The organism is Thermosphaera sp. (assembly GCA_038827615.1).
GTDB lineage: Archaea > Thermoproteota > Thermoprotei_A > Sulfolobales > Desulfurococcaceae > Thermosphaera.
Map to the genome: position 1 here is coordinate 258761 of JAWBNK010000001.1, position 22339 is coordinate 281099.

General features: G+C 44.2%; 29 protein-coding genes and 1 tRNA gene. 11 read left to right on the forward strand and 19 right to left on the reverse strand.

Features of this window, described 5'->3' with window-relative positions:
* Positions 1 to 8 precede the first annotated feature (8 nt).
* From cysS to QXH45_01570, 3 genes are read right to left on the reverse strand one after another with little or no spacing between them, the layout of a single operon-like run.
* On the reverse strand, positions 9 to 1457 hold the full coding sequence (gene cysS / locus QXH45_01560) for a cysteine--tRNA ligase (GenBank protein MEM2077935.1): 1449 nt from the start codon (positions 1455 to 1457) through the stop codon (positions 9 to 11).
* A gap of 2 nt (positions 1458 to 1459) precedes the next feature.
* On the reverse strand, positions 1460 to 2194 hold the full coding sequence (locus QXH45_01565; protein ID MEM2077936.1) for a purine-nucleoside phosphorylase: 735 nt from the start codon (positions 2192 to 2194) through the stop codon (positions 1460 to 1462).
* The gene (locus QXH45_01570; GenBank protein ID MEM2077937.1) at positions 2191 to 2820 is read right to left on the reverse strand and encodes a hypothetical protein; all 630 of its coding nucleotides are present in this window, start codon (positions 2818 to 2820) and stop codon (positions 2191 to 2193) included. The genes QXH45_01565 and QXH45_01570 overlap by 4 nt, the downstream gene beginning before the upstream one ends.
* Positions 2821 to 2902: 82 nt before the next feature.
* On the opposite strand from QXH45_01570, the gene QXH45_01575 reads away from it, so the two are divergent.
* A complete protein-coding gene (locus QXH45_01575) occupies positions 2903 to 3391 on the forward strand; it encodes an adenosine-specific kinase (GenBank protein ID MEM2077938.1) in 489 nt (162 codons plus the stop codon).
* A 12-nt stretch (positions 3392 to 3403) separates the two neighbouring features.
* Here the strand turns inward: QXH45_01575 and QXH45_01580 are convergent, their stop codons facing one another.
* Positions 3404 to 3748 (reverse strand): hypothetical protein, encoded by a 345-nt coding sequence (locus QXH45_01580; GenBank protein MEM2077939.1) that lies wholly within the window; start codon positions 3746 to 3748, stop codon positions 3404 to 3406.
* On the reverse strand, positions 3735 to 4037 hold the full coding sequence (locus QXH45_01585) for a deoxyribonuclease (protein MEM2077940.1): 303 nt from the start codon (positions 4035 to 4037) through the stop codon (positions 3735 to 3737). The genes QXH45_01580 and QXH45_01585 overlap by 14 nt, the downstream gene beginning before the upstream one ends.
* An 82-nt stretch (positions 4038 to 4119) precedes the next feature.
* Here QXH45_01585 and QXH45_01590 point away from each other — a divergent pair, with 82 nt between their 5' ends.
* Positions 4120 to 4707, forward strand: coding sequence for a hypothetical protein (locus tag QXH45_01590; GenBank protein MEM2077941.1), 588 nt, complete (start codon positions 4120 to 4122; stop codon positions 4705 to 4707).
* A gap of 67 nt (positions 4708 to 4774) precedes the next feature.
* Entirely contained in the window at positions 4775 to 5428 is a 654-nt protein-coding gene (locus QXH45_01595) for an HAD-IB family phosphatase (GenBank protein MEM2077942.1), read from the forward strand.
* On the opposite strand, the gene QXH45_01600 is transcribed toward QXH45_01595, so the two are convergent.
* Both QXH45_01600 and QXH45_01605 read right to left on the reverse strand, forming a co-directional pair.
* Entirely contained in the window at positions 5422 to 6393 is a 972-nt protein-coding gene (locus QXH45_01600) for an NAD-dependent epimerase/dehydratase family protein (GenBank protein ID MEM2077943.1), read from the reverse strand. The genes QXH45_01595 and QXH45_01600 overlap by 7 nt on opposite strands.
* A gap of 9 nt (positions 6394 to 6402) precedes the next feature.
* Positions 6403 to 7587, reverse strand: a complete 1185-nt coding sequence (locus tag QXH45_01605) for an aminotransferase class I/II-fold pyridoxal phosphate-dependent enzyme (protein MEM2077944.1) — start codon at positions 7585 to 7587, stop codon at positions 6403 to 6405.
* 85 nt (positions 7588 to 7672) lie between these two features.
* On the opposite strand from QXH45_01605, the gene QXH45_01610 reads away from it, so the two are divergent.
* On the forward strand, positions 7673 to 7999 hold the full coding sequence (locus QXH45_01610) for a transcriptional regulator (GenBank protein ID MEM2077945.1): 327 nt from the start codon (positions 7673 to 7675) through the stop codon (positions 7997 to 7999).
* Here QXH45_01610 and QXH45_01615 read toward each other — a convergent pair.
* Both QXH45_01615 and QXH45_01620 read right to left on the reverse strand, forming a co-directional pair.
* Positions 7996 to 8298, reverse strand: coding sequence for a DUF167 domain-containing protein (locus QXH45_01615; protein ID MEM2077946.1), 303 nt, complete (start codon positions 8296 to 8298; stop codon positions 7996 to 7998). The two genes, QXH45_01610 and QXH45_01615, sit on opposite strands and share 4 nt — an antisense overlap.
* 175 nt (positions 8299 to 8473) lie before the next feature.
* Positions 8474 to 9778: a TIGR04013 family B12-binding domain/radical SAM domain-containing protein gene (locus tag QXH45_01620; protein MEM2077947.1), complete on the reverse strand. Its 1305-nt coding sequence runs from the start codon at positions 9776 to 9778 to the stop codon at positions 8474 to 8476.
* Between the two features lie 82 nt (positions 9779 to 9860).
* Between QXH45_01620 and QXH45_01625 the strand changes: the two genes are divergently transcribed.
* Positions 9861 to 10148, forward strand: coding sequence for an ArsR family transcriptional regulator (locus QXH45_01625; protein MEM2077948.1), 288 nt, complete (start codon positions 9861 to 9863; stop codon positions 10146 to 10148).
* Here the strand turns inward: QXH45_01625 and QXH45_01630 are convergent.
* Complete coding sequence (locus QXH45_01630) at positions 10138 to 10812, reverse strand: HAD hydrolase-like protein (protein ID MEM2077949.1); 675 nt, start codon at positions 10810 to 10812, stop codon at positions 10138 to 10140. The two genes, QXH45_01625 and QXH45_01630, sit on opposite strands and share 11 nt — an antisense overlap.
* A gap of 197 nt (positions 10813 to 11009) precedes the next feature.
* Here QXH45_01630 and QXH45_01635 point away from each other — a divergent pair, with 197 nt between their 5' ends.
* Entirely contained in the window at positions 11010 to 11729 is a 720-nt protein-coding gene (locus QXH45_01635; GenBank protein MEM2077950.1) for a TatD family hydrolase, read from the forward strand.
* On the opposite strand, the gene QXH45_01640 is transcribed toward QXH45_01635, so the two are convergent.
* Together QXH45_01640 and QXH45_01645 are read right to left on the reverse strand one after the other, a co-directional pair.
* Complete coding sequence (locus QXH45_01640; protein ID MEM2077951.1) at positions 11713 to 12006, reverse strand: hypothetical protein; 294 nt, start codon at positions 12004 to 12006, stop codon at positions 11713 to 11715. The genes QXH45_01635 and QXH45_01640 overlap by 17 nt on opposite strands.
* 33 nt (positions 12007 to 12039) lie before the next feature.
* Positions 12040 to 12702, reverse strand: a complete 663-nt coding sequence (locus QXH45_01645) for a transcriptional regulator (protein ID MEM2077952.1) — start codon at positions 12700 to 12702, stop codon at positions 12040 to 12042.
* A gap of 87 nt (positions 12703 to 12789) precedes the next feature.
* On the opposite strand from QXH45_01645, the gene QXH45_01650 reads away from it, so the two are divergent.
* A complete protein-coding gene (locus QXH45_01650; protein MEM2077953.1) occupies positions 12790 to 13092 on the forward strand; it encodes a hypothetical protein in 303 nt (100 codons plus the stop codon).
* A 287-nt stretch (positions 13093 to 13379) separates the two neighbouring features.
* On the opposite strand, the gene QXH45_01655 is transcribed toward QXH45_01650, so the two are convergent.
* The 5 genes from QXH45_01655 to QXH45_01675 all read right to left on the reverse strand — a co-directional run bounded on the left by QXH45_01655 (position 13380) and on the right by QXH45_01675 (position 16623).
* Entirely contained in the window at positions 13380 to 13544 is a 165-nt protein-coding gene (locus tag QXH45_01655; GenBank protein MEM2077954.1) for a hypothetical protein, read from the reverse strand.
* Between the two features lie 324 nt (positions 13545 to 13868).
* Positions 13869 to 14084: a hypothetical protein gene (locus tag QXH45_01660; GenBank protein MEM2077955.1), complete on the reverse strand. Its 216-nt coding sequence runs from the start codon at positions 14082 to 14084 to the stop codon at positions 13869 to 13871.
* A 250-nt stretch (positions 14085 to 14334) separates the two neighbouring features.
* A complete protein-coding gene (locus QXH45_01665; protein ID MEM2077956.1) occupies positions 14335 to 14463 on the reverse strand; it encodes a hypothetical protein in 129 nt (42 codons plus the stop codon).
* 839 nt (positions 14464 to 15302) lie between these two features.
* On the reverse strand, positions 15303 to 15656 hold the full coding sequence (locus QXH45_01670) for a hypothetical protein (GenBank protein MEM2077957.1): 354 nt from the start codon (positions 15654 to 15656) through the stop codon (positions 15303 to 15305).
* 55 nt (positions 15657 to 15711) lie between these two features.
* The gene (locus tag QXH45_01675) at positions 15712 to 16623 is read right to left on the reverse strand and encodes a lysylphosphatidylglycerol synthase domain-containing protein (protein ID MEM2077958.1); all 912 of its coding nucleotides are present in this window, start codon (positions 16621 to 16623) and stop codon (positions 15712 to 15714) included.
* Between the two features lie 115 nt (positions 16624 to 16738).
* Between QXH45_01675 and prf1 the strand changes: the two genes are divergently transcribed.
* Positions 16739 to 17830, forward strand: coding sequence for a peptide chain release factor aRF-1 (prf1, locus tag QXH45_01680; protein MEM2077959.1), 1092 nt, complete (start codon positions 16739 to 16741; stop codon positions 17828 to 17830).
* Positions 17831 to 17887: 57 nt separating this feature from the next.
* Positions 17888 to 18169 (forward strand): hypothetical protein, encoded by a 282-nt coding sequence (locus QXH45_01685; protein MEM2077960.1) that lies wholly within the window; start codon positions 17888 to 17890, stop codon positions 18167 to 18169.
* Between the two features lie 138 nt (positions 18170 to 18307).
* On the opposite strand, the gene QXH45_01690 is transcribed toward QXH45_01685, so the two are convergent.
* A complete protein-coding gene (locus QXH45_01690) occupies positions 18308 to 19345 on the reverse strand; it encodes a PhoU domain-containing protein (GenBank protein MEM2077961.1) in 1038 nt (345 codons plus the stop codon).
* Between the two features lie 184 nt (positions 19346 to 19529).
* Between QXH45_01690 and QXH45_01695 the strand changes: the two genes are divergently transcribed.
* Both QXH45_01695 and QXH45_01700 read left to right on the forward strand, forming a co-directional pair.
* Positions 19530 to 19632 (forward strand) — tRNA-Cys (locus tag QXH45_01695).
* A gap of 627 nt (positions 19633 to 20259) precedes the next feature.
* The gene (locus QXH45_01700; GenBank protein ID MEM2077962.1) at positions 20260 to 20478 is read left to right on the forward strand and encodes a hypothetical protein; all 219 of its coding nucleotides are present in this window, start codon (positions 20260 to 20262) and stop codon (positions 20476 to 20478) included.
* Between the two features lie 427 nt (positions 20479 to 20905).
* Here the strand turns inward: QXH45_01700 and QXH45_01705 are convergent, their stop codons facing one another.
* Positions 20906 to 22312 carry an extracellular solute-binding protein gene (locus tag QXH45_01705; GenBank protein ID MEM2077963.1) on the reverse strand — a complete coding sequence of 469 codons (1407 nt, stop codon included), beginning with the start codon at positions 22310 to 22312 and terminating at the stop codon, positions 20906 to 20908.
* Positions 22313 to 22339: the final 27 nt, after the last annotated feature.

The window sequence follows — 22339 nt, forward strand, 5'->3', positions numbered from 1 at the left end:
GCGCGGGTTCAGCTCTTCGCTATTTGCTTCTTTACCCGTATCCATGTGGTCTCAGCACCCTTATCGGAAAGGACTACTCCAAGCTTGCCGAGCTCGCTCCTAATCATATCGGCTAGATCGTATAGCCTCCTCTCACGCAATTCTCTTCGGACGTCGACGAGTATTCTAATGTAAGAGTCTACATCCTCTTCTCCCGTTACGGCCTCAAATGGGGTTTCAAGGACTCCGAGAACGCTGTCGAACTCGCTTATGATTCTGAGAGCAGTATTCACAAGGACGTATTTAGGATTGTATTGTATGTCTCTAAACACTATAGTGGTGAATTCGTTAAGAGATGCTACTGCCTCTGGAGTGTTGAAGTCCTCGCTTAAAGCAGTGTGAAAGTCGTAGTGTATTTTTACGAGCTTCTTCAATATTTTAATGTCTTCATCAGATGCCTTGTGCGGGTCTACGGCCTCCTTTCCTAGTTTTTGGAGTAGTGCTGAAGCCTGATTAAGCCTCTTCAACTGTTCACTAGCAATCCTCAACGATTCTTCACTGAAGGAGACTGGTTTTCGATAATGACTCATCAAGTACCAGAAGCGTAGAGTTTTACCTCCCCATTTGTTGACGGCTTCTTTGATAGGAACAATATTTTTCAAGCTCTTGCTCATCTTGTCAGCGCCCACCATGAGCATTCCGACATGCATCCATATCGACACCCAGGGCCTACTACCTAGTGCCGCCTCACTCTGGGCTCTCTCATTCTCGTGGTGAGGAAAGATCAAATCTGTTCCGCCGCCATGGATGTCGAATCTCTCGCCAAGATACTTGGAGCTCATAACGCTGCACTCAATATGCCAACCTGGACGCCCCCTCCCCCAGGGGCTCTCCCAATAAGGTTCACCCGGCTTAGCAGCTTTCCACAGAGCGAAATCATAAGGATTCTTCTTTTCCGAGAGGAAATCGGGCTCTTGGCTCCAGGTCTCCTTTGATAATCTCCCCGATAATCTCCCATAGTCCTCATAAGTGTTAACGTCGAAGTATACGCTTCCGCTGGGTGCTACGTACGCATAACCTTTCTCAATTAGTTTTTGTATAAACTCGATGATCTCGCTTACGTGTTGAGTGACCCTTGGATGATGATCCACTTTAACATTCAAATGGTTTAGAGCTTCCATGTATTCGCGAGTGTAAGTTTCAACGATTTCCAACCAGTCGCGACCCTCCTCTTTAGACCTATTTATGATTTTATCATCAATATCCGTAATGTTCATGACGTGAAAAACGTGGTAACCCCTGATATTTAGATACCTTTTGAAAACGTCATACATGACGTAGGCTCTTCCATGCCCCACGTGGGTTGAATCGTAGACTGTTGGACCGCAAACGTACATTTTAACTAAGCCGGGTTCTACTGGTGTGATCTTCTCCATTGTCCGAGTCAAAGTATTATACACTCTAATCTCCGGCAACATGGTCACTCATCACCATAGTGTTTTTCAAATGCTTCCATAATGGCCCGCGCAACTTTGGAGAATGTTTCAGCCAACTCGGACGTGGTTAGAAAAACCTTTTTAGCATCCTCACCATGAAGGACATCGCTAATTATCACGGCGCACGCGGTCTCCCATCCTCTCATCCATCCCAGCGCGAATAATCCAGCCGCCTCCATCTCCACCGCTAGGATTCCAAGCTTACTCATCCTCGAAGCCAATTCGGGGTCTTCAGCGTAGAAGGCATCACTGGAGAACAAAGGTCCCCTCTTATACGGAATTCCATTATTCTCCAGCTCTTCCATAATTCTGTGAGTTAAAACAGGATCGGGAGAGGTTGGAGCACAATATCCCGGCATGTATTGCCCGAGACCGCATCCTCCCATAGCGTAGATAGCACCTGTTGCAACGATGACATCGCCTATTTGAACACTCTTGTGCATTCCGCCCGCCGTACCCAGTCTGACTATCCTCTTTGCACCAAGCATTCCGAGCTCTTCAAAGACTATGTTAGCGCTTGGACAACCCATGCCATGCGTCGCTATTGTCACTCTGGTATTTTTATAATATCCGGTTACTGTTTTCAAGCCTCGATGGGTGTTTACCACGACGGGCTCTTTTAGCAAAGAAGCTAGCAGCTCGACTCTTGCTGGGTCTCCTACTGCAATGACGTTCTTGCTTACGTCTCCTGGTTTAGCTTTTATATGCGGGAGGCTCATTTCCTAGTCCTCCTCTTTGCCTTTTTACGCTTACGACTTGTTTTGCTCTTTTTCGTTTTTCCAGATTTCTTTGAAGCATACGCCTTCCTCTTCCTAGAGGATTTCCTTGTTCTCTTTTTATCCTTGGATACCTCTTTAACCGGGGGAAGCATTATTTCACTGGGAAATAAGGGTCTCAAGTCCTCAGCCGTCTCGATCACTATGAAGTCATACTTAATCGATGCTGGTATGGATATGTATCCATCGTACACGAAAACTTCTCCCATCGGTTTAAACTCATGGGCTAGTACCGGCCTCCCCTCTGGGGTTATCTGATAGAGTTTAACAGATCTCAGGGTTGAGGGCTTCGGTGAGATTACGGTTTCAGATGATTCTACTCTCCCCTCCCCCAATGTTAGAAGGAGGCCTGGAGTCTCCACGTTTACGAAAAGGTAATTGTTTACCGGGCTGTGTTGCACAATAGTGTTTTGAGCCACCTCTAGCATTTTATTCATGATATTCGAGGCATCAGCCTCATATTCAACTTCATACCAATTCTCATTCTCCAGCTTATAAACCCTCAATCTAATCAAGTTGTCGCTAAGATCCACGGGAACTAAACTACTCTGTTTAACGATGAACTTCAAAGAGCACACCCACTAGGCAAATATTCCCGCTTTAGCAAATTTTATGAGATTAAAAGTTATTAAGTATGAGAATGGTGGAAGCATGTCCATAAGGCTTGAGCTAGTTTCCGTGAAAATCCCCGAGGGAGCTAACATTATCGTTGGGAGGAGTCACTTCATAAAGACTGTAGAGGATATTTATGAAGCATTGGTAACTTCTGTCCCCGGGATAAAGTTCGGCTTAGCCTTTAATGAGGCAAGTGGTAAGAGGTTGATCAGGTATGAAGGAAACGATCAGGAGCTTATACAGCAAGCCGTGGAGACCGCTAAGGCGATCGGTGCTGGACACACATTCGTCCTATATATTAGAGGCGCTTACCCGATAAACGTTCTCAACCAGATCAAGAACATCCAAGAAGTTGTGCACTTATATGTTGCCACAGCCAACCCTGTTCAAGCAATAGTCGCCGAGACCGATCAGGGAAGAACCGTCCTTGGATTCGTAGATGGATACTCTCCGCTAGGTGTCGAGGGTGAGGAAGAGAGAAAGGAGAGAAGGGAATTTCTTAGGAAGATAGGTTATAAAAAATGATTAATAGAGGTTTCAACTGCATTTAATAATGTTTTCCTCTAGAATCTCTCTAGCACTTTGCCACTCTTTTTCATCGTATTCCTTAAGGTATGCTAGTGATCTATCGCCAGCTTTAATTAAATAGAACAGATACCGAGGCTCCAAAAGAATTGCTAGCGAGTAGCATTCGACTTCATTTACTTCTTCGTCTTCAAATAGTATTTCATAGTCGTAGGCCTTGACTAGAATGTCTCGGACCTGCCAAGCGACTTCTCCTTCAACGGGCTCTCCGATTTTTAAAATTCCGGCGATTTCCACTCCCAGGGTTTTTGAGATGGTAAGAAATGGATTTCTTTCTGCTTTCTCAGTAGGTTTCATCAGCTTCACTCAGTGTTTCCACAATTTCAGCATATGCTGTGTCGCCAACAACCCTCGAAACCCTGACCTTAACTTTAGATCCGAGGCTTGCCCCATACACTATAATTTTCGAATCTCGATACGGGACGACGCCGTTTCCTCTTTGATCCACATCGCTAATATTCACGGTAAGAGTCATTCCAGGCTTCAACGCGTCATCCTTTGGTTGTTGAATCCTTGGATATATGCTAAATCTTTGAACATCGCTTGTGTATGGATTCCAACTGTGCTTTTTTTGTTGTCTAGTCAAACTCTTATCCCATTCTTCAGCTATGAACTATAATGTTTAATGTATTAAAAAGGTTTATAATATTATCTCTTACGGTGGTTCATTGAACATAGACTTCACGAGGCACATCGTCAACCCAATCCTGAGTAAGTTCATTGATGTCAAGAAGGGCGAACATGTGAAAATACTGAACGAGATAAGAAAGGTCTTAGGTGAAATGGAGGATAAATACAAGTTTAGCAGTTTTGGCGGCGAACCCGGTAGACTTTCAGGATTTCTAGCTGGCAGCGACTTCGACCTCTTTGCCAAGATTTTCAAGACTTATGGGTTACAAGAAGCATTGATTAAAATTCTCGAGGAGACTAAAGAGGCATATAAAAACGACGAAGAAATCGTGAAGGCAACGTCGTTAAGGCTGTTAGAATTGAAGAGAGATATTGCAAAGGAGGATGCTTCGAGTGAACAAATCCTTAATTTAGACAGGCTCCTAATTATGCTTAAAAACAAAATTCCGAGCGGAGAGATCACCTCTAAGGGAAACACAATCTCGGTGAAGCGAGGAGACGGCTTCTCTCTTAAGATAAGGTGGGGAAAGAAAGCAATAACTTTAAGCATCAAATCTGGGATCAACCCTGAAGACTGTGCCTCAGCCATGGAGAGGATCGAAAAAATCATAGATTGCTTTAAATAATCGCTATGTTTGGATAGTAATGTAAGCATTGCACGTGTTCAAAGGATTTCAACGAGATGAGTAGAACATGAAACCGCTGGTAATCTTTGATTGCGATGGTGTATTAACCGAGAACGATAGTAGCTGGAGAGTTATGCACGAATACTTCGGAAGCAGGGATAATACGTACTTTGCAAGGCTGTATGAGAAGGGCATCATAACTTACTTGGATTGGATGAAAATCGATATTGCTTTAATGATCCACAGTTTCGGGTCACCTATAAAAAGGCGACACGTGGAGGAGGCATTTTCGAAGGTGAAGTTGAGGAGTGAGGCTTACAAAGCGGTTCAAGCACTACTTAGTGAGGGTTTTGAAGTAGCCGTGGTAAGTAGCGGTGTCAACATTCTGGTTGAGAGAGTGTGCTCAGAGCTCGGCGTGAGAGACTGTCTTTATAATGATTTGATCTTCGTTGAAGACGAGCTTATTCCAGGAGGAATAGCTAGGGTTCCCTTGAAGGAAAAGTGGGTTGTCATAAAAGAGCTTGCAGGCTCGAAAGGGTATGATATGAGTGAGGTTGCTTACGTTGGGGATAGCAAGTGGGATATTATGGTGTTCGAGCATGTGGGAATTCCTATTGCCGTTAGACCATGTGGTGAAGCGTGTGACTACGCAAAGTACATAGTTGATAATCTTGAAGAAATTACACGGATTCTTGTTGAAGATTTGAGAAAAAATCAGTGAATGCTCTCTACAATATCCTTCCTACCAATTTTCACGGCAAGCTTTACCAACATGTCTTTGACCATTGCCTCGAAGCTCCAATCAGGACTCCAATTCCACTCCTCTCTAGCGACTGAGTCGTCTAAACTCTTAGGCCAAGAGTCAGCTATTTTCTGCCTGAAATCGGGCTTATACTCTACTTCTAATTGGGGAACATATTTTTTAATCTCCGTTTCTAGTTGTTTTGGAGTGAAACTGAACGCAGCTACGTTGTAGCCGCTCATTATTGTTAACCTGTTCCTATCCGCATTCATTAACTGGATGGCAGCCTTCACCGCGTCAGGCATGTACATCATGGGGAGCATGGTATCCTCTCGCAGGTAACAAGTGTACTTTTTCCCCTCTAAGGCATGATAGAATATCTCTACGGCGTAATCCGTCGTCCCGCCTCCCGGGAGTGCCTCGCTACTTATTATTCCCGGATATCTTACTCCTCGAACGTCGACGTCGAACTTGTAAGCATAATACCTTGTCAATAGCTCTCCAGCATATTTAGTGATACCGTACATAGTGGTCGGGTCCATGATTGTCACTTGAGGAGTGTTTACCTTGGGAGAATTAGGTCCAAATGCGGCGATCGAACTCGGCCAAAATATTCTGAAGCGATACTCTCTAGCTAGTTCCAGCACTATGTATAAGCCATCCATGTTGACTTTCCATGCCAGCTGAGGGTTTCTTTCCCCAGCCGCTGATAAAATGGCCGCCATGTGGTATACTTCGTTGATATCGTACTTTTTGATTACTTTTTCTACGGAGTTCTTGTCTAAGACGTCAACATGCTCAACGGGACCGTCGGTGAGAGGTCCTGTCGGCGGCTTGCTATGGTATCCAGCGATAACGTTCTCTTTACCGTAGAGTTTTCGCAGAGCAGGGACGAGTTCTGTCCCTATTTGACCGGTGGCGCCTATAACTAAGATTCTCTTCATGCTCGTCCCCTAAATCAAGCCGAGTTTTTTACCAGCTTTCTCGTATGCTTCTAGAGCCTTATTGAGGTCTTCGATGGTGTGCCCAGCATTGACTTGGTTTCTTATTCTCTCGGTACCCCTTGCGACCATCGGATATACGATAGGCACTACGAAAATGCCTTCATCCCACAGCATTTTCGCAAGCTCTCTAGCCTTCTTAGTGTCGCCAACTATTACTGGGATAATGGGCGTCTGACTCTTTCCAGTATTGAAGCCAAGCCTATCTAGCTCTTTTTTGAAATAATCCCTGTTATCCCAGAGCTTCCTGATTCTTTCTTTCTCAGTCATCACGATTTCAAGTGCTTTCAAGTTCGCGGCCGCCACGGCCGGCGGGAATCCGGTGCTGAGGAGCCACGTCCTAGCCTTATTCCTTATGAACTCTATAACCTCGTAGTCGCCGCCGATCATTCCGCCAGACGAACCGAGAGCCTTGGAGAACGTTCCAACGTGGAAATCTATTTTCTCGTCGACACCGAAGTGTGCAGGGCTACCATGCCCTTCTCCCAATACTCCTTCTCCGTGGGCATCGTCAACGTACACCATAGCGTTGAATTCCTCGGCAAGCTTCACTATCTTGTCCAACGGAGCTATGTCTCCGTCCATAGAGAAGACTCCGTCAGTTACAATTAGAATCTTGTTATACTTGCCGTGAACTTGTCTAAGCTTATCCTCTAAGTCGGAAACATCACAGTGTTTATAGACTATTTTCTCAGCCCTCGACAGCCTAATTCCATCTATGATGCTACCGTGGTTCAATTCATCCGATAGGATTACATCACCCTGTTCAACAATAGCGGGGATTGTTCCCGCGTTAACAGCAAACCCTGTTGGGAAAACCAATCCGGCCTCCGTCTTCTTGAACTCTGCTATCTTCTTGTGGAGTAAATCCAGTAGTTCGTGATATCCTGCTATAGCCCAGACAGCGCCAGGCCCCCATCCATACTTCTCCATTGCTTCAATAGCGGCCTTTTTCAAACGTGGATCGTTGGCTAGGTTTAGATAATTGTTCGAAGCCAATATGATCATTTCCCGTCCATTAACGACCGCTCGAGGTCCGGTAGGCCCGTTGAGCCGGCGTATCTCCCATATCTCCCCTCGCTCGATCATTTCACTGAGTTTTCTTGCATAGAATTCTTTAACCCATTTTCTACCCATATGTTTATCACCAAATTGTATATAGGTGTATCTAGAGTATAAAGAATTTTTATTATTAAAGCGAGAGACGGAGATGAATGGTTTCATGGAGAGCACTGATCTAACAACGAGAGAGAGGATTTACGAGTTGTTAAAGAGGTCTGAGAAACCCCTGACTGTTGATGAGATTATTTCGTTGCTCAACATCCCCGATTTAAATCCTCGGAATGTATACGAACACTTAGAGCATATTGCAAGAAGCGTTAAAGCCAGGTCAAAAGGGAGAGAATACCTCGCTATGGATCCACCTGTTTGCAGGAAATGCGGCTTCGTCTTTAAAGAGTTAAGGAAGCCGAAGAAGCCCACCAAATGTCCGAGGTGCAGAAGTGAATGGATAAGCCCTCCAAGATTTCTAATTATGGTAAAAGATTAGATGAGGCTGATTACCCTAGCCAACTTTTCAATAATCTTGTCAGGCGTTTCATCCATGATTAAAACCTTCTTCAACCTTTCTCTTTGACCATAAATGATATCGATCTTTGAAACAGGAATCCTGAGCTCTCTGGATAAGTATTTTATCAGAGCGGCATTGGCTCGTCCCCTCTCTGCAGGCTCCCCTGTTTTGAAAACCAATTCATCAGATTCTATGGTGAAACCTTCAGAACTAGATCTGGGTTCAACCCTGACTTGAAGAATGATGCCTTTTGAGGATTCAACCATATTTCTCTGCAATATATTTACAACCTGTTGGAGAATAGGATTCATCAACCTATCCCAATATTAACTATGTAATGGAGAGTAATAAGTGTTTAAACATCTTTTAACATATAACTCCGTGGTGGGGATGAGCTGAATCGTAAGATCCGAACTCGTGAGGAAGCCGGGCGCTGAATCGACCCTGCGGTTTTCAGACTTCATGTATTTTCAATCTAGGATTAATGAACCCCGTCTCGATCAAGTTGATAATGCCTTGTGAGATTTTTTCTTGATTGAGCCAGGAACCATACGCCTTTCCAGATCCAACCAGCCTGCTCCAAGCCCTTCTGACCTCAAATGGCAATGGAGTGGGTTTCCTCAATCCCAGCGGAGTTCCAGGTAGTGGAATATAGTAGTGCAAGTGTATTCTAGCACCTTTTAGAACAAGCTTCTCTGCAAATTGAAGAGTCATCATCATGTCCTCTCTAGTTTCCCCGGGGAAACCAATTATAAAGTCCACGCTGGGAGTAAACCCCGCGTTCAAGGCATAGTCTACTGCATTCTCAACGTCTTCGACTCCATGTCCTCTTTTCACCATGCTCAAAACTCTATCACTCCCGGATTGCCCCCCTATTATTAACTCCTGGTTGGAAACATATCTCCGCATCGCCTTGAGCAGGCTATGGTCGGCGTGCTCAGGCCTTATCTCGCTGGGGAAAGACCCGAAAAAGATTCTGCCGCCGAAATCTCTAACTTTTTTGTATAGCTCATCTAAAAGTGAAATTATTTTTTCAGAGTCAACGGGATCAGTGGTCCTTGATAGACCATACGATAAACTATCTGGTGTTATAAATCGTAGATCCCTAACTCCCAGCTTCAAAGACTCTAATGCGTAAAAGATTATTCTATCCAAGCTTCGATGTCTCAAACGGAACCCGTGAACGTATGAGACCTGGCAGTAATGGCACCCGTAAGAACAACCTCTCGTTATCTCAATAGGGTTGACTATCCCCTTCCAATAAGGGAATGGATCGTAATCGTCGAGATTGATAGGGCTCTCTCTTCCAGTGAAGACCAATCTATCCCTCGTCCTATAACCTATTCCTTTCACCGCGTAGACGTCGTCATTGTCCTCGAGGGCTTTGAGGAAGTCTTGAAGCGTCTTCTCGGCCTCACCTATGAAGGCGAAGTCAACTCCAATACGGTATAATGTTCCGATCGGGTCTCCTGAAACATGTGGCCCGCCTGCAATCGTCACGCAGCCAGCTTCTCGCATTTTGCGAACGGTTTCGATTAGGCTTACCCTGTAGAAATCGTCGACAAGCATCGTGGTGAGAAGTGATACAGCATACACGCATTTCTCCCCTGAATTCCTTGCCAAGGTTGCGTATTCAAGAGCCTGTTCGAAAGTTGTCGGCAGGAAAACTTTGGCGACTCCGATCTTTTCTACCGATGCGATCAGAGCATTCAAACTGTATTTGACCCTTCCATCATATTGTATCATTAAATTGATCATTTCGATCCCGGAGTGATAACATTTATACGGTTGTTTAAGGAATAATTTAAGTCTGAGACCGTTTAGGATCGTGGTGTTGGGATTGGGCAACATTTCAATAACCCAGGAGGAGATTGAAGAACTGGCGCGCCGCGTCCGTTTGAAGATACTTCATGAAGACGATGACATCGTATTGATGACTGCTCCAAACGAGGATCAGCTTGCTTCAATAATTAAGGAATTGATATCGATTAAACCCTTGAACTTAAGAGAGATCCACGCGGTCTTATCCGGAATAGCGAGCGAGGATAAGATTAGAAGGGCCCTGAATGATCTGTTAGAGTCAGGCGAGGCATACGTGAACAGCGAGGGACGCTACATCAGCACTTGAGAAATGGTAAGGAAGTTATGTACGAGAAGGCTTCTAGAAGATCCTTTGCCTGAAGTCGAACCCCCTTCCTCATCATTAATTTTCTTCTGGATTCACTTTGATTTACTCCAATAAAGAATACGCCGCTCTTGGTTGCGCTATAGTAGTCTGTTATGTAGTCTCCGAGAAAAACAGTCTCGCAGGGTTCAACTCCGTATTTTCTTATAACGTATTTTATGAGCCAGGTCTTGTCGAAAAGGGATTCTTCAACCCCGTTTAATACCTCTAAATCGTGCATAGTATATACTTCGTCTACGTACTCGTCAACGCCAAGCCTCCTGAGCTCCATCCATATATAATGGGGGCTCGACTCCCGCCCAGAAATGATGACTACCTTTGCATTGAAGAACGTCTTCAAAAATAGTAACAACTCCCTACAACCTCTCTTCAATACTCCATGTCTCGACACGTAAAGCTTCCTGAAGGTCCTCCAAAAATCGGTTTTTGGAATGCTTTTTGGAATACTGTCCTCAAGAGTATCATTCTCGAGCATGGCAACAAAATCGTTAAATCCTAACGGAGGAAGTCCGTATAGTTTGAGGGTCTGTGTGTATGCCTCGTAGAAGTCTATATAATTATCCACGAACGTAAGGTCGTAGTCGAATAAAACAAGCCTGAGCCTCATCTACACCACTTCCATCAGGTTTCGGGAGACACCACATGTGTGATGCTTCGGAAATCGGCAAACTCATCATCTGGGAGCGAATACTATTTGCATCCGACGATCCATTTTAACGTAGATATCTTTGGTTAACCTATTAATAATATTTCACTTTCAGTTTAATTGGCTTTTCGAGTAGATATGTATATAGTGGTGATATCGTGTTAATAGATATGCATGTTCACTGCCACGAGCTAGATGTAATTGACTCCTATGCACAAGGTTTCACGCTGGTTTGCGTCGCCGAGGACTTAGCGAGTAGTCGTGCCGTAGTTGAGCTAGCACGAAAATACAGTTACGTAAAGCCATGCGTTGGAATTCACCCGTGGAAAGTAGAACAGTGCGATTCATACCAGGTGAGGGAGTTACTGGAAACAGCCATATCAGAGGGTGTGGAATGCATTGGAGAAGTTGGATTGGACACTAGGTTTATGCCTCAAACTATTACGAGACAAAGAGAGATATTCAATATTTTCCTAGAGTATGCGAGAGAATATGACCTGATTCTGAACCTGCATACAGCTGGCACTCACAGAGAGGTTTTTCATCTATTAATTGAGAACAAGATTGAGCGAGCATATTTTCACTGGTATACTGGTCCGGAAGATATGATTAAACACTTGGTAGAAAACGATTACTTAATGGGTCTAAACCCCTCATGGATGGTTCAAGAAAATCATAAGAAAATAGTTTCTAAGATACCACTAACTCACGTCTTAACAGAAAGCGATGCGCCCTACGAGTATAGGGGAATGGTCTTAAAACCCGAGCTTATTTCAGAGTCGATCGATCTTCTCGCCAAGACTCACGGATTGGATAGGGAGTACGTTGAAAAAGCGCTTGAGAAGAATTTCAACAGGGTATTTAAGCAGTTACGCTAGGGCTCTCAGGACGATTGCTTAAGTGGGCATCCTTCATTGATGCGAAGACTAGAATGAATTTGGGCTTGAACACGATTGTAATTTCGTAGTTAATTGCATCTAATGATATGCTATGTGGTAGTGATCGTTTGAATCCCTTGGATAGGATAAGGTGTGCCAAGGCAGTGTCTTTTGCAACCTCCAGAATCTCCTCGACCTCGCCTTTAGAGATGCTGGATAAAGGCAAAACATCGATAGGCTGTCCATCGTAATTAAGACGTGCGATCATAACTCTCAAAATAACCCCTAAGAATTATAGCGTGCGGGTTCTTTAAAAACCGCTGGACTCTAAAAGCCTTTTTATATCAGAGATTATTCGGCCGGCTTTTTCCAACTTAAGCTTCAGCTCATTGTTTTCGGTTAACAATGAACTATTTTCTTCTCTTAAGGCCTGTATAGCCCTCTCTTTATCTTCAAGCTTCATTTTTAAATCCGTCATAGCCTTTTCCATCTCGCCTAATTGAGCCTCAAGCTTTGAACATCTTTCACGAGCTTCCGCTAACTCCTGCTCTAGCTTCTTCACCTTTTCATCCTCCACTTTTAACTCTCTCGCGAAAGGGATTGAGAGCATTAGCTGACCATTCTTCATTCTCTCATATGTTTCAATAACTAGCTTGCCGGCCTTAGTTTTACCTGATAGGTGCGCTCTAATCGTGGTTTCACTTCTCCCCAGCTCTTCGGCTATCTGGGCGACAGGCATGCCGGACTTGGACCTTGCGAGAGCCCCTGCAGCGATGGCTAGGCTATCAACCCATGTCGCTTTTTCAATCGGATCTTTCAACAACTCCATGATTTCAGGTCGGTACAACGTCCCAATGATTAGTGCAGCTTCCAGTTGTTGTGTTTCTCGTTTTCCAGTAGGTTTCAATGGAATCCTCGATAAATCAATCACTATTTCAAATCCCTCGTGCTTCCCTGAGGATTGCTCGCTCATTACACCACCAGGGAATATTTTGTATTTTAAGAATTAAACCTTTACTTTTTAAACCATCCATGAGGGATTGCAATACGGGTTCGAGGCTTGAAAGTGGAGCTCATCATCTCCGAGAACTTTTTATCTTACTTTACAGCAGAGATCGCTGAACAAGCCGTGAAAATTGTTGAGAGAAAATATAATACAAAGATAGACTTAAGTATTCTTCGTGACGAGGACGTCAAATACCCAGTCATCAAAGTCCCTGAATTTCCACCAATAGTAGTGAAAGCTCCTCCCAGCGTGAGCGAGCTTGTGAACATGATTAGCTTAGCGTTGGACATATCTAGACTGCTACCTCCAGCGTCACTTGGAGTTAACGATATTGGTAGAGCTGATACTATGGTATGACTTCAAGAGTTGGTGTTTCCACGTAATGAACAAAATTGTTTGAGACATCGGCTCTGAAAAATTACCCGCCTTTGACCACTCTCACAGCAATAGGTTGCGGTTAATCTTTCCGGCTTCTTATTCCATGGGCGCCGACTCCGGCGTTTTTAGCCTGCACGGTAAACATAGATGCATCAGAATCTTTCGATCCGTGGATCTCCTCTAGATTTGTTTCAACGCGCTTGCACCATCATTTGCTTGAGCTGAACGCGGTAAAGGAAATATGCTTGAAATGGCTTGGGTTTAAATTAATCAAGATAAACGTTGGTAGTATGCTGTGATATAAAGTAGAGTACTGGCACAGACCGGTAGTCCTCGGTTAGCGCTCCATACATCGCATGCGCGGTTCCAGAGTACGAGTGCAACCATATGTAGAAGTGGAGTGATTCCACGTTGTTGTATACAAAGTTCACACCTACTACTAGACCTATAATACTGGCTGCAGTAGCCGCTTTTAATGAGATCCTGCAGCAACCATAGTACGCTGACGAACTTCAGGGCGTCTATCGCGAAGGACGTATAGCCTAAGTTTGAGAGTGATTCATAGTAGTATGCTATGTAGGGACTTGACGCGTGGAACATTCCTTCGTAGATCCAGTGTCCACGGGTGGTAGTCGTGCACCGGGCGGTGGTTTAGGTCCACCCGAGATGGTCTCAGGGTAGAAGTCTCTAACGTAGACGTACTCCTCGTAGTAGTCAATCCTCGTTAAATCGCACCTTCCGTAGACGTGCCACTTCTAGTAGTGGTACCTGAAGTTCATCCAGACGTAGTACTGTTGTCCTGGAGAAAACTGACCGCCCCAGTTACCACCGGAGTTCTTGATTACTACGAGGAACCCTACGCTAGTCCACTCGGACTCTATAAAAACGCTAATTCTGAATCCTACTTGGCGATTAATAGAGTAACCGTAGGCTATAGTTCCCCATGTTATACTATCCGGTTCAACCTTCACGACTATGGTGGGTGCAGTCCACTCGTAGCTATCAACAAAGGTCTTAGCTATTCAGCAACCATCCAGAGGTTCCGGCTCCACTTCCGCTGGTGAGAGTTCATCTACTGTTGTTTGCCCCCTATTTACGTTGACGTTTCTCAGCGGTTTCAGTACTACGCTGAGGCTCTTCGGCAGCTCATCCCAGAAGACCTCAACTCCGTGCGCGAAGACCTCCCCTGACCCCGTGAACCCTGCTACAGCGATGAGGGGCTCAACGGAGGTCCCACTCTTCTCCCGCTCCTTTCTCCAGGCTTCTGAGGCTTAGGACCACCTTCTCCGCGGGCATGTTCTCCGGATCCACGACTGTTTTGATCACCTGTCTAAGGCCCTCGGGGTACATCAGCGATACGTGGACTTAGGCCTTCTCCCTCGAATCAGAAGGTAACTTGGGTTCGAGCCCAACAACGTCCTGTTGCGGGCTTCTTGTAATAGGTCCGGTCGAGTAGCCAGGATGCCGATAAACGCGGCGGTCAGCAGGGGGATGAGAATGCTAGCGGCTAAAAGGAGAGATGATAATTTAATACCCACGACCTACCCCTATCATTCTCCTTATTAAATAATTAGATATTTCCTTATATTTGATAAAATATTTATTATGTACTTGCGAGTGTATTGCTGAGCCGCGCTCCCTGCTCAAGCATGTTTTTAAATTCGGAAACAACCCGCAGTTGCGCTTGCACGGTGCTTGAAGCGTGTTATCAAGCATGCTACTAGACCACACAACGTTTCACTGAGGAGAGTTAATAAGGCTTCTTAGCGTCGCGCTTGATAGCACCCGTGACGGAGAAAAGCATGCCCCGTAGCGCTCTGCAGTTGTACAGAGTTCCGGGGCAACGTCCTCAATAAAATATATTTTTGAGTATATACCTGCAACTGCTACAGGCTTAACTCTGCTACAAGCTCTCGGGTTGAGGCTTGCGGACACCATAGTTTCAGCAGGTCCCGCGGATGCTAACTATGTAGTTCGTGTAACCGTGCTACCTGGGTGTACAGGAGTAGAGTAGGCCAGCAGAGCAGTTCACCTAGTGCGCTTGGTCCAGGGTCCGCGTACTTTACTTCAATTATCCTGTAATGCTTGTTACTTTGTCTATTGTGTAAAGAAGGTGTTTCAATAGAGTTATAGTCTAAATGAAACGGATTGATCAAGTTACTTGCTTCGTGATTACGATGCAGTGCCTCCTATCTACTCACGGATAAGAAAGGGCAGGTCTTCCACACCTCTACACACCTGGTAACGCTGTTTCTTGGAATGAACTTCTCCACTGCTCTGCAGTATGCAACACATTCTTCTTCGCCGACTCTCTTGATCATGAAATTTGGGCACTCGCTAAACGTAGTGCAAGAGATTTTATGGATTATCGGGTAAACTTCTTTAGCCGATTCCTGCTCCGGGGGATCCGCGAAGAAACTGCATTCTCTGTAATTTCCGGAAACACACAGCTCTTGCTTCACGACAGCACTCGAAGGTCTTCCATAAGCTGAGACAACTGCTGGATTATAACAGCGCCCGCTGAAGTAAAACGGACAATTCAAATATCTCACCAAGCTTTCAAATCTGTTAATAATACCTCTAAGTTTTAAACTGTTTTCAATCGAGTTCCCGAGCGAGGATTACGAGACCTATTAGAATCGTTGAATAATAAAACAATGTCCTATAACTTACAACGGTTGAAGGAGGTAAGACAAGGGATAGTGCATATTCTGATGAGATACTTCCACCAGGGGTTGGTAAAGACCCCATACTCATCATAAAGTAGTAAGCCATAATGCACTGGAGGATGCTACTAGAATCGGTGAAGAACCACGCCGCCACCCCCCATAGAGTGTTGTAAGACAGTGTCAACACTGCTATAAGGATTTTTCCATTAAGACTTATCCTTGACGAGATCTCGGCATACCTCGTTGAAAATTTTAGATATCTCTCCGTGAATTTGGGAAACTTCTTCGATAACCAGCCGATGAATCCTTTAGGGGAATTGTTTGAGGTTTGTTTGATGAAGAAGCCTATGTAAATCCATGAGGCAATCATAAAAGAGGAGACAAGCACGACTGGCAGAGAAACCGGTAGGTAGAAAAACGCGGGTATGAACGCCATCATGTTTACCAAGATTACATCATAGTATACTTCGTAGAGGGATAACGCGTATAATTCCTCAATCCCCCTATCCATCACTTTCCGCAGATAAGCTGCCCTTGCGGGTTCTCCTCCGATGGCTGATGGCGTAATATTCGCGAGTAATCCACCCAGGAATCTAGCTTTTAACGAGTCGGATAATTTGATCTTAAACCCGTAGACTCTATCTACGAGTAATCTGAGCCTTATAGCAGAGATAAACCATCCGGCTAGCAGAAACGCTAGGGAAGCGATTGTCCTAGGGGTTAATATGCTGGAGAAACCCTCGTATCCGCTTGTGAATATGCCGTACGCTACGATTACGATTGTAACGATGATCAAAGTGGCGGCTACTTTTCTCCACTCAATCCCAATAGCTAAAGACAACGGTCAACCCTTCTACGTTATCATTATCGTTATGTATTTAAAACCTGAAATATATACGTGGATTAGGTGTAAAAAGGGATGAGTCTTTAGCTACAATGAAGAACAGCTTGAATCAATGCGTGTTGACAGGCAAAGGCTCAGGGAAATTATTAGAGAGCTCAAAAAATGGAGGGCACATGCTACTATCTTATTGAGCCTTTACATACCTCCTGGGCGACCGGTAAGCGATGTTTTAAACATGCTGAGGCAGGAGCTATCCATTACAGACAACATCAAGCTCAAGAAAACTAAATCTGCAGTTCAGAGAGCTCTGACGATGGCGATAGATCGGTTGAGCAAGGTTCCCAAGGTTCCCGATAAGGGATTGGTATTATTTGCGGGAGAAAACCCTGATACTGGAGAGTCGATTTTAGTAATGCTTATTCCGCCCGAGGAAGTTCCCGTATACTTTTACAGGACAGATAAGTATTTTCACACGGAATTCCTTGAAGAAATGGTTAGCGAATCCAACACGATCGGACTCTTGATTATCGAGAGAGATGCTGCCACGATAGGAATGTTGAAGGGGAATAGGCTGAAGATTGTTGAAGAGCTGGAAGATTATATCCCTGGGAAGCATGAGAAGGGTGGGCAAAGCCAGCGAAGATATGATAGGATTATTGAGCAAATGGTGGACGAGTTCTACAAGAGGGTTGGAGAACACGCGAACAGGGTGTTTCTACCTCTTTACGAGCAAGGGAAGTTGAAAGGGATTCTTATAGGAGGCCCCGCCTATGCAAAGTATGATTTCCTCGAAAAAGACAATTTAGATTATAGGTTGAAGAAGATTGTTCTGCCGGAGCTCATCGACGTTGGTTATCAAGGTGAGGCAGGGTTAAGGGAGATGATATTGAAGGCTGGAGACCTTCTGAAGGAGCAAGAATATGCTGAGGTGTTGAAGTATATGGAGGAGTTTAAACTTCACATGGCGAAGGATGATGGAATGATAGTGTACGGTGAGGAAGAAGTTAAGAATGCTCTTGAGATGGGAATGGTTTCGATCCTATTCATAAGCGAGGAGCGCGAGGATGTTGAGAGATGGCTTGACCTAGCAAAGAAAAGTGGAGCAAAAACTCTCGTAATAAGCAACGATGTCCCGGAGGCGGAATGGTTTAGTAAAACGTTTAACGGTCTTGCAGGGATTCTTAGAGCGAGGATTTACGGTTAGCGCATGGTATTACGAATTCGATAATGTTATTAAGTTTTTCAATCAAATATAATTTTGGTGTCTTCTACATTGGGTGAATTACGGCTCGATCCTTCGATGAAAAGAGAATTGATCTCTCTCATAATAAACGCTGGATTGGAAGAGGATTTTATTGAGTGGTTAAAAATCCAGGGGAGAACTCATATAATTGGAAAAATGGATAATGTCCCCGATGAATTAATTTTAACGTACGTTAAAGAAAAGAAGCTGGTAGTCGAAGATGAATTAATTCTTCCAGAGACAATCGAAATGGGTCCAGGCGAAGACATTTATGTCAAAAGCAGAGCAACGAGAAAATAGGCTTGGATAGATTTTATGTACAAGGAATGCGGCCGGGAGTGACCCGACCCATGCTCACTCTTCCCCCGGTACTCGGGGATGTTGCATGGGCACCGGGGTCACGCGTTTCAAAAATAATTAGATTTGGGAAATATAAATTTACTTAACCTCGATTTCAGCTGACTTAGATGCCTTGATGTTTAACGAAGCTTCAGCTATTCCATTAGAGTATCTTACGATCCTTCTCAAGCTGTCGCAAACCATAACTAGAAATGCCTTCTCTCTATCGTCTATTTTCGCTGGAATTAATTTTTGATATAATACTCTATCTATCTCGTCGACAGTATCCTTAGCGCCTTGAATAACTTCTTCTGCCTCTCTTCTACTTTGACTATAGAGGGCATCCATCGATTTATTGAATATTTCAAGAGCTCTCTGCGCCAAGGTGATAACTAATTCTACGTTACTTATGTTATTATCTATTTTCATTAACCGTTTGGCAATATTCGTCGCATGGTCGGCGATTCTCTCGAGGTTTCTAGCGATTATTCTGTAGTTCATGGCTTCTATTATGTTGGAGAGGCCGAGCTCGTGTTGTATTCTAACATCAATTAAAGCCATTGAAAGCTCACGCACGATCATGTGGTGAAATCTGTCTGCTTCATCATCTCTCTGAATAACCGCCTCAGCCAGGTTTCTATTATTGGATGTTAAAGCCTCTACGACGTCGTTGAGCATATTATTTACTATTAAGTGGAGCCTTCTGAGGGCACTAACTATTGGGAGCTCCTTGATATTTAACAATATCTTGAAAGTTACCGTGTTGTAAGATTCTTCAACCACTTCTACGCCGGCGAGTTTAACCCTGGCCAGGTTTTTGATGTCACTTACTCTCTTGGCCAAATTAGATAGGCTGGGGTCGAATGTAATGGTGATGTTGGTATAGCCTGATAAGTAGGCTGCAACCAGCATTCTAAATACCTGCTCAGTTGACAGGTCGGAAGACACCTTAATATTGGATTGGGTCTGAAGCATTTCCATTTCTGGTGGGATTATTACAAGTTTTCCTTCGTATTCATAAACGTATACGTGGTCCCCACTCTTTAGTTTAACAGCGTCAACCCATTCTTTTGGTAAAGTAATTATGAAAGATGATGATCCTGTTTTTTGAACCTTTCTTCTCTCTATACTGGGCATAAATATATCACCACTTTTTTCATCCTAATTATCTTTATATCACAATATTTACATTATATACAGGAGGCTTTTATATACTTACATGCACTTTTATCGCAGTATAAATTTGAGACTTATCGTATGGTCGAGCAGTTAAATTGTGAGATAAAGGTTAATTAATCCTTTAAGAATAAACTCTTAGTGAGCCGGGGTGGCCGAGCGGTCTAAGGCGGCGGGCTGCAGGGCTTTGTGTATCCAAGGGTTCACGGAGACCCGTTTATTCGCGGGTTCGAATCCCGCCCCCGGCTCTCCTCTTTTTAGCCGTCTCAACTTCTGTTGAATATGTGTTTATCGACGTGTTAAAGACCATTTTTGTTAAGATAGATGCTGTAAGGAAGCTTAATGATACTAGTGTAAGATAAGTATTAGATTTTTCGATGTCGAGTAAGGTGTTCAATATCAAAATGACAACTCCTGAGATACTTGATATAGTCGATAGAAAGCCGGATACGGATGCTTCATAACCAGTCGTACCCCTGGAGACCATTGCATAGAGGCTTGTATCAAAAAATGGATATACGGGGAGTATCCACAATAGGAAAAATATCAATGGTGGTGTGAAAGGGAGAACGACGAATAGGATCAAATAGGATAATAGTGCCGCTAGAAAAGCCTCTCTGGCCTTCCCATAGTCTACTATTCTTCCAATGAACGGTCTCAGCGGGGTGCCTGCAAGTACGGGGAGGAATCCATATAGTACTCCGTAAAGAAACCTTCTGTGTGTGGCATCAAGCGAGTTGTTTATGATGGCGGTAATTTTTTTATCCATTAATATTGAATTATAGGTCCCTCCTATCGTTAATCCAATATAAGATAGGAGGATTATTGGGATTAAAGAGCGCAGGTTGTTTATTGTTGCCGATAACCCTTTCATAATGGCTTGGGCTTGCTCCCTCTCTTTTCCAGAGTATCCGGTTATTAGGAAAATTATTCCAGCAGCGTACATTATCGATACAAAACTTGGGAAACCACTCATCGATAGCAATGATAGAAGGGGCCAGGCAATAAGGGAGCCGATTCCCCACCCGAGGCCAGAGGCAACTCCAACTTTTGAGTACTTCCTACCCACGTTTGCTCGGTCCTCGATAACGTAGCTTAAGCCTATTGTGATAGCTAAAGTATGCGTAAAAGAATACAAGAACACAAACACTATCTTGAATATCCAGTTTTCGATTTGAAACAACATGAAGATGAAAAACGCACCCATTATGGAGACCGACATAACCCTTCTTCTTCCAATCGCATCGCTCAAGCTTCCCAGGGCAAAGGCCATTAGCGAGGGGGTGTACTCAGCACTAACGAGATAGAACACGAACCATTCTCCATAAACATCTGCACCATATAGAGGACGAGATACTACTACATACATTGAATAAACAATATTGAGTAAGCAAATACCTGCAAGGTATTGAAATCTAAGCCCCGATGTCATGCGTGAGGCGCCGAGAGAAAAAAATGCTAAAATGAGAATTTAAAAGTGCACATCTTTTACTAGCATGGTTCACTAAACTCTGTGGGCGATTACCTGTATTCTTGAATTATCTCCCATTGCTTCTGTGCAATTATATCGAGGGCTTCAGCAGGGGCGATCTCGCCCGCTACTGCCTTGTTCAGGTAAAGTTGTTGTTGTTCCAATAGTCTACCGTAATAGGGGACATTCCAGAAGTCCTTCGCGTATTTCACAGCCTCCGTGAATACCGGGGCCCATGGTTTAGAGTTCAGGAACTCAGGGTCCTGTGCCACGGACTTTCTAGCAGTGAATCCAACCCTGAGCGAATAGTCCTTGTAAGCAACCGTATAGAACCATTTCAGGAACAGCTTTGCCTCCTCTTTGTTTCTAGAGTAAGCGCTTATGACTAATGGTTGTCCCCCTAGAGTGGTGTATCGCGTGCCATTGTGGTGCGGCTGAATAGCAACTCCTGTAACATTAAATACTCTTGAAGTATTCGGATCGAATAGGGCAGGAGCCATGGAGGGCCACAGTATCGTCATCGCTACCTTGCCCTGAGCATACAACGTTATAACTTTATCATAGTCGAACGTTGCCGGGCCTGGAGGCATATAGTTAGTCAAGCCAACAAAGAAAGTCAAGGCTTCCTTAGCCCTTGAGCTGTTTATGTAATTTATCGGGTTCTTAGTGGCGGGATCCCATAATTCGGCTCCCCAGCTCCAGAATACGCTGAGGAAGAAACATGAGATATAGTCGTAATCTCTTGAGAGAACTAGAGCAAGCCCATAAAAGTCCTCAGTCAAGACTTGCCCAGCTAGAGTTTGACCAGCTCTTCTAGTGAAGAACTCTGCTATATCTTTGAACTGCAACCAGTCTAGGTTCTTCCACTCCTCTAATGTTCTGGGTAAATCATACCCATACCTCTCCCTAAAAGCGGCTCTTTCCTCCGGGTGATTGAATAAATCTGTCCTAAAGTATACCAATGGAGTTGCATCTGCGTATCCGGGGATTGCAACGTAATTATCGCTTCCCTGCGGATAAGCTGTGTAGAAGTACACTAGGTTCTCAAAGGTATCGTTCAATACCGCATATCTGAGGTCGGGGTCATTCAGTATGAAGTCCTTGAGCGAAATGATATGTCCTCCCTCATACAATTCTCCCAGCCACTGACTATCTGCAAATATAATGTCGACTTCGCTGCTCTTAGCTGTCACCACGCTTGTTACCCTAGTGTAGTATGTTCCCCATGGAGTGAAATCGAACTTAACGTTGACTTTATATCCGAGTTTTTCCTGGGCATACTTAGTGAAATCAGATGCCATTTGCTCCATAATTTTACCAGGCTCCCATTCTGGGCTTAATATCACAATTGTAACTTCTTTTGCAGGGGGTTGCATCAGAAAATATGCCGCTACACCAACGATTATTGCGATGATTATTAGAAGTCCCACTAGTAGAGTTTTATTCAATATACTCACCAATATAGATTAGTGTATTAAGAAGTA